Genomic DNA, 6,533 nt, shown 5'->3' with positions numbered 1-6,533 from the left:
TACGGCATGGCTAAAACGAACCGACCCAAAGATACAAACCAGCTTGCCAAACTGATTGCAGATATTGCAACGGGCGAAGCGGAGAATGAAACACCGGACAGCACAAAGAATCCGGCGGCTGTTGCGCTGGGTAGGCTCGGCGGGCTAAAAGGTGGGAAGGCAAGAGCAAACAGCCTTACGCCCGAACAGCGCAAAGAAATAGCGCGAAAGGCGGCTGAAAAACGATGGAAGAAAAAGGACTAACAATCTGCTAGTCCTTTTTCTTGTTTTAGCTCACACCAAAATACTTTTTCGCTTCCGAGTAAGCTCTACTTAATTCTTGAAACTGAGCCGCACTACCGCCCGTATCAGGGTGACGTATTTTGGCTAGTTGGTAATATGCTCGCTTTGTTTCGGGCCAACCAGCGGTAAGGGAAACACTCAACACGCTACGCCAGAACTGCGGTGCTTCTCGCTTATATTCCTGTCTTGGTGGTGGCGGCTCCTGTCTTGGTGGTGGTTTTTGTTGCTGTGATTGATCTTGTGGGGGCGTAGCCATAAACATTCGTATCAGCGGTGTATTTAACCGCCGTGTTATATTACGAATGTCTATTACAGACAAACCGATTGCCCTAAGATTATCCGCTATGGAGTTATATATGTCGCAACTTATTGAATACCAAATAGTTTGACTTCCTGACCACTGAAACCAAACAGCTACCCCACTGTCGGCTATTTTAGGCTGTTTAGCAGACGGTTTACCGTCCTTTTTTAAGACAGCATTAGATGAAATAACAATCTTCTTTGCACCTAATAAAGTCAACTGCTTAAGTACGTAGTCATAAGCAGTAGTAAGTATCGTTGAATATGTGGCCGCCCCCGGGGCCTTTGTTCGGTCGCGAGAGACTGGCCATTGTAAAGGATGTGCCGGTATCATGACTGCAATGTTAGAAGTAAATATCTATTAAACAAACGTCTATTTTAACAAAAAAATATCAACCCGAAATCTAACTATTCACGCCATTTTTAACTAGACTAACTTATAAACTTGCCATTATAAACTAACAATTCATAGACAAAAGTTTTGCCGTTTAGTTATTTAAAATTCTGATTTACAGACCTTAATGAAATGGCAAGAGAATTTGCCGCAGTTTTGCCGGATAAAATATTGCAAGTGATCTTTTCTTTTACTAAACTTGCCGTACCAAAATGACAAAACTATGGATTTAGACAATAACGAGCCGGTGGAAGCCGACAAAGAAAAAAGAGTATTGGAGCGAAGTGCTGCTTACCCAGGCTCCACAATTGAATATACTATAGAGTTTGTTGCAGCCCTTAAGAAGTCATTCCAAAAAGGTAAGTTTAAACGGGAAGACATTATGGCTGTACTTAAGCGAGGATCTACCGGAGTAAAGCGGGACATCTCCGCTGCTGCACAATATGGTTTAGTCGATAAGGCCGCCGGAACAGGATACAAGCTAACATCGCTTGCTGAACATATTCTACAGCCATATTCTCCAGAAGAAAAGTTGGATAATGTTGGAGAGTGCTTTAGGAATCCAAAACTTTATCAAAGTCTAATTGAGACGTACAAGGGTCAAGTGCTGCCGACAGACGAAGTACTTAAGGTAGTTCTAATCCGACAACATGGTATAACGAGCGTCGCAGCACCACAAGCTGTAGAAATTTTCATTCAAAATGCTGATTATGCAGGGCTTCTGAACAGTCAACGGGTATTAATGCCAAGCGGCTCTCAGGAGTTATCGGCACCTGCTGTAAAAAACGAAGATTCATCGGGCTCCGATGAACCGAATAAAAGTGAAGATTCGTACAGCCCTGATCCAGTTGGAGAAGCACCGTCAGCGAGTGAGTATGTGGCGCAAAAAGCACTTCCAACGCCACAAAGCTCCCCTAATGTTAGCAGCAATACTTTAGAGGTTACAATTCATCTTACCGAAAGAAAAGTTGCACGTTTGATATATCCAGACAATATGAAAGAGAAGGACTTAAAAATCTTAACCCTACAACTGGAACAAATTGCGCTAACCTTTGAGCAGTAAAAAATTGCCCCGTTCAGATGCCAGTCTGACGGGGCAAAGTGTCGGGGTGGGCCGTGGCACGGCGCGTGCAGATTAGAGACCTATACGTCGTGGGTTCGATTCCCATCCACTCCACAAATCGGTACTACTACCGAAAATCATTATTAGTCAATCAGATAGCCCCTCTTTTAGAATTGGCTATATCGCTCTATTAAATTTCTACGTCTTTCTTGATTGGAACTACAAAACAAATATAAAAATTGTTTCAATCAAAATGAACAAATGCTTGACTGGTAAAGCATAAAGTATTACCTTTACTACATGAACAAGCTACCTATCGCCAAACGCACCCAGATCATTCAACTGCTAGTTGAGGGCACTTCATTACGCGCTACGTCTCGGATTGCGGACGTGTCGATTAATACCGTTACCAAGCTACTGGTTGACGTAGGTAAGGCATGTCAGGACTTTCACGACGCTACGGTAGTAGGCGTAAAGAGTGAGCGCGTTCAGTGCGACGAGATTTGGAGCTTTGTTTATGCGAAGGAAAAGAACGTAGAAGAAGCGGTAGCGGCTCCTGAGGGCGCGGGGGACGTTTGGACTTGGACAGGCATTGATGCTGACACTAAACTGATTCTAAGCTGGTACGTAGGCAATCGGGATGCTCAATCAGCCTATGAGTTCATGCAGGACATTAAGAGCCGTATCAGCAATCGGATACAGCTAACTACAGACGGATTTAAGCCGTAATTAAAAGCCGTTGACGACACGTTTGAAGGTTTTATTGACTTTGCCCAACTGGTAAAGATTTACGGTGCTCCTGAGAGTACAGGTAACGAAAAACGGTATAGCGCGGCTGAATTTGTAGGCACAAAGAAGGTTGTGATTGAAGGTCGTCCCGATGTTGACCATATATCTACTTCATATGTAGAGCGTCAAAACTTAACGATGCGTATGCACATGAGACGTTTTACTCGCCTTACCAATGCGTTCTCTAAAAAGATCGAGAACCATTGCTACGCGATTGCTCTACACTTTGTGTACTACAACTTCTGCAAGGTGCATAAGACGTTACGGGTAACTCCTGCAATGGAAGCGGGTTTGGCTAAACGACCAATGGCTATCAGTGAAATTGCTGAACTTGCCCCGATTGAAGCGCCAAAAGTTCGAGGCAAGTACAAAAAGGATTAAGGGGGAGTATGGTCCTCTCCTATGAAGGAAAAGCCCAACAGTGATAAATAGCAAAAAGCCCCTCATGTGAGGGGCTTTTTGCTATTCTGAGAGTCCTAATTCATCATATTCAGCCTCTTTATGTTGGAGATGAGCTGGCCGATCTATACCTATGTCTCTACAAAAGGCTATCACAATAGGCCAAGGTACCCAGCTATCACGTTTTAGGAAAGCGACTTTACCATTATGTACGTTGTTATAATAAGCGCCAAAGCCTGTATCGAAATTACGTAACCAAGTACAGCCTTCTGTTTGAATATGATCTAGGAAACTCTGGTAATCCATTATTTAGGCTTGCAGTCGGAAGCGTTTTTCAGTGGTATGTCCTTTATATATGGGATGCTTTGGATTGCCCATGTGCTTGATGGCATCTATCTGAGCCATTCCATTCCAGACAATCTGAATTTCGCGCATCACCTCTTCTTCGCTGCGACCAAAGGTGATAACACCTGGATATCCTACAGCTCTTGCGATGACGAAGCCATCATCGCCTTTCGCAATGCGAACGATGATTTCATTTTCCATTTCTTAGTTGTTTTAAACAGAGATAAAGGTGTATTAACAAATAATTTGCGCTCACATCACAAACTATTTGTCCCAAATAAACGAAATATTTATGGTTTCAGTTTACTTTTTTGAAATATTCCGATAGTCCACCGTGGTGGACAGCCATAATTCATTGTACTTTTCTAAGAAGTAAAAATAGGTCCTTTTCTACTTATAATATAAAGGAGCAATTAAAAATAATTTTTATTGTAATTTTTGTAGAACCTTACCATTCGCTAAAATCGTCAGTCATCACCATAAAATTTGCTTACAGCTAAAGGCGGCTACTTAGTCTTTGCCTGTAATTAGTTAATGTGAAGTTCAAATTTCAAACTGAGACATTACCTCGTCGGGACCTTTGCCGGTTTTTGCCCGAATATTGTCGATGTAAGCTTGAAACGACATAGTTAAGCGGGTATACAGAATCCAACAGCTAATGTAGACGAATCAACTCGTTTACGCTACTGCCAGAACCTGCCAACTTAGTCTTTGGGAGCCGATAAAGCATTTCAGAAGACAGTTTTCTTCACAGACTGGCTATTAAGAAACCGTTTTTAAATAACATGTTTATTCGACTCAAGTAATATCAAGCCAGAAAAGCCTTTTTATGCAAATAACCGGGAGTTTATACGATACATGTAACTATCTTTCGGATCTATTAATCGTCGGCGGCAGTCGTAATCGATATTGATTTAACATGAAAAAAGTAAACGTTCGTCCCTTGATGAATAAACAGGTCATCTGGTCCTTTACGCTGGCCTCGCTGGTCGGTCTGGCGGGTTATCAGAATGAGAAAGACCCAATTGACCGCCGGATTAAGCGGATGGCTCCCGAAAAAGCCGCTCAGTTAGCCAAAACAATTGAAGCCACCGTAACGCCAAAACTGGCAGAAGGACTTTCATTGAGTCTGTGGGGCGTCGATTCGCTGGTAGCCGATCCAATTGCTATTGATATCGATGATAACGGCAGGCTGTATTACACCCGAACCAACAGGCAGAAAAACTCCGAGTTCGACATTCGTGGTCATCAGGATTGGGAGATTGAATCGAACCGCTTGCAGAGTATCGAAGACAAGCGAGCTTTCCTGCACCGAATTCTATCGCCCGAAAACAGCGCCAAAAACGAATGGCTGAAAGACCTTAACGGCGACGGGTCACACGATTGGCGCGATATGGCGGTTGAGAAAGAGAATGTCTACCGGGTTGAAGATACGAACGGTGATGGTGTTGCTGACTTTTCGCAACTAATGGTTGAGGACTTCAACGACGAAGTAACGGACGTAGCAGGGGGCGTTATGCGTCATGGCGACGATCTGTATGTAGCAGTAGGACCCGATTTGTGGCGTATGCAGGACAAGGATGGCGATGGCATTGCTGAATCCAAAACGTCTATTTCGCACGGCTACGGCATTCACGTTGGCTTCAGCGGTCACGGCATGTCGGGTATCGAAATAGGACCGGATGGCCGTATCTACTGGCAGATTGGCGACATTGGCTTCAGCGGCAAAGGTCAGGACGGAAAAAAGTGGGAGCACCCGAATAGTGGCGTCATTGTCCGGTCGAATCCGGATGGGAGTGATTTTGAAGTGTTTGCCTACGGGGTTCGGAACACACACGAGTTTGTTTTCGATGAATACGGCAACCTGATCAGCGAAGACAACGACGGCGATCATCCGGGTGAGAAAGAACGGCTGGTCTACATTGTGAACGGCTCCGATACGGGCTGGCGCAGCTACTGGCAATTCGGCAAATACCGCGATCCGAAGAACATTACGTATAAATTCTGGATGGATGAGCAGATGTACAACCCCCGTTTTGTAGGGCAGGCGGCCTACATCACGCCAACCATTGCCAACTTCGTTAGTGGCCCGGCCGGTATGAAATATAATCCGGGTACGGCCTTGAGTCCTGCCTACAAAAACACATTTTTCATTGCTGAGTTTGTGGGAAACCCCGCCCGGTCGGGAGTTCATTCCTTTAAGCTGAAACCAAAAGGTGCTTCGTTCGAGTTGGGCGAACAGAAAAAAGTTCTGGGCAACGTACTGGCTACCGGCATCGACTTCGGTCCGGATGGTGCTTTATACGTAGCAGACTGGATTAATGGCTGGGACACCAAAGACTACGGCCGTGTCTGGAAGCTGGATGATAAATCGGCCGCTAATTCGGCGGATCGGCAACGTACTAAAGCGCTGCTGGCCGAAGCCTTCGGGAAACGCTCTGAAACCGATCTGGGCGATTTACTCAAAAATCCAGACATGCGCGTTCGGCAGAAAGCCCAGTTCGAATTAGCAAAACGGGGCGCTAAAGGAGCCGACGTATTCAAGACCGCTATTCAACAGACCGACAATCAGTTAGCTCGCGTGCACGGCATCTGGGGCATTAGCCAGCTAACCCGGCAGGATAAGCAGTACGGTCAGCTCCTGATGCCGTTGCTGGCGGATAAAGATCCTGAAATTCGGGCGCAGGCCGCGAAATGGTTAGGTGATGTCCGCTATGCCGAAGCGGGTTCAGCGCTGATTCCGCTCCTGAAAGATGCCAACAGCCGGGCTCGTTTCTTTGCCGCCGAAGCTTTGGGACGTATCGCGTATGAGCCTGCAGTTCAACCGCTTATTCAACTGCTGGAGGCCAACAACGACGAAGATGCCTACATCCGACATGCCGCTAGCCTGGCTCTGGCGCGTATCGGCAAAGCGGAACCCGTAGTGGCGTTAGCCAGCCATCCGTCGCGGGCGGTACGTAT

At 45.6% G+C, this 6,533-nt stretch carries 4 protein-coding genes, 1 tRNA gene and 2 pseudogenes; 5 read left to right on the top strand and 2 right to left on the bottom strand.

Features of this window, described 5'->3' with window-relative positions; genetic code table 11:
• Positions 1-243, top strand: a pseudogene (locus tag ACOJS8_RS03795) (hypothetical protein); the annotation flags it as partial.
• Positions 244-268: 25 nt separating this feature from the next.
• Here the strand turns inward: ACOJS8_RS03795 and ACOJS8_RS03790 are convergent.
• Positions 269-916 carry a J domain-containing protein gene (locus ACOJS8_RS03790; RefSeq protein ID WP_420147199.1) on the bottom strand — a complete coding sequence of 216 codons (648 nt, stop codon included), beginning with the start codon at positions 914-916 and terminating at the stop codon, positions 269-271.
• 283 nt (positions 917-1,199) lie between these two features.
• On the opposite strand from ACOJS8_RS03790, the gene ACOJS8_RS03785 reads away from it, so the two are divergent.
• The 3 genes and pseudogenes from ACOJS8_RS03785 (at position 1,200) to ACOJS8_RS03775 (ending at position 3,209) form a co-directional block, all read left to right on the top strand.
• Positions 1,200-2,039 carry a hypothetical protein gene (locus tag ACOJS8_RS03785; RefSeq protein ID WP_420147198.1) on the top strand — a complete coding sequence of 280 codons (840 nt, stop codon included), beginning with the start codon at positions 1,200-1,202 and terminating at the stop codon, positions 2,037-2,039.
• A 43-nt stretch (positions 2,040-2,082) separates the two neighbouring features.
• A tRNA-Ser gene (locus ACOJS8_RS03780) sits at positions 2,083-2,153 on the top strand.
• Positions 2,154-2,339: 186 nt separating this feature from the next.
• Positions 2,340-3,209: pseudogene (locus tag ACOJS8_RS03775) on the top strand (IS1 family transposase).
• Between the two features lie 327 nt (positions 3,210-3,536).
• Here ACOJS8_RS03775 and ACOJS8_RS03770 read toward each other — a convergent pair.
• Positions 3,537-3,773: a type II toxin-antitoxin system HicB family antitoxin gene (locus ACOJS8_RS03770; protein WP_420147197.1), complete on the bottom strand. Its 237-nt coding sequence runs from the start codon at positions 3,771-3,773 to the stop codon at positions 3,537-3,539.
• Between the two features lie 718 nt (positions 3,774-4,491).
• Here ACOJS8_RS03770 and ACOJS8_RS03765 point away from each other — a divergent pair.
• Positions 4,492-6,533 (top strand): DUF7133 domain-containing protein (locus ACOJS8_RS03765; protein WP_420147196.1); only part of this gene is annotated, 2,042 nt, incomplete at its 3' end.

The sequence above is a fragment of the Spirosoma sp. genome, assembly GCF_048594605.1.
In the GTDB taxonomy this organism is placed as follows: domain Bacteria; phylum Bacteroidota; class Bacteroidia; order Cytophagales; family Spirosomataceae; genus Spirosoma.
The sequence above is the reverse complement of the archived record's forward strand: the minus strand, read 5'-3'. Positions and strand labels throughout refer to the sequence as shown.

Coding starts and splice junctions, on each gene's coding strand:
- ACOJS8_RS03770 (WP_420147197.1), bottom strand. CDS start 3,773: ATGGAAAATGAAATCATCGTTCGCATTGCGAAAGGCGATGATGGCTTC.
- ACOJS8_RS03785 (WP_420147198.1), top strand. CDS start 1,200: ATGGATTTAGACAATAACGAGCCGGTGGAAGCCGACAAAGAAAAAAGA.
- ACOJS8_RS03790 (WP_420147199.1), bottom strand. CDS start 916: ATGATACCGGCACATCCTTTACAATGGCCAGTCTCTCGCGACCGAACA.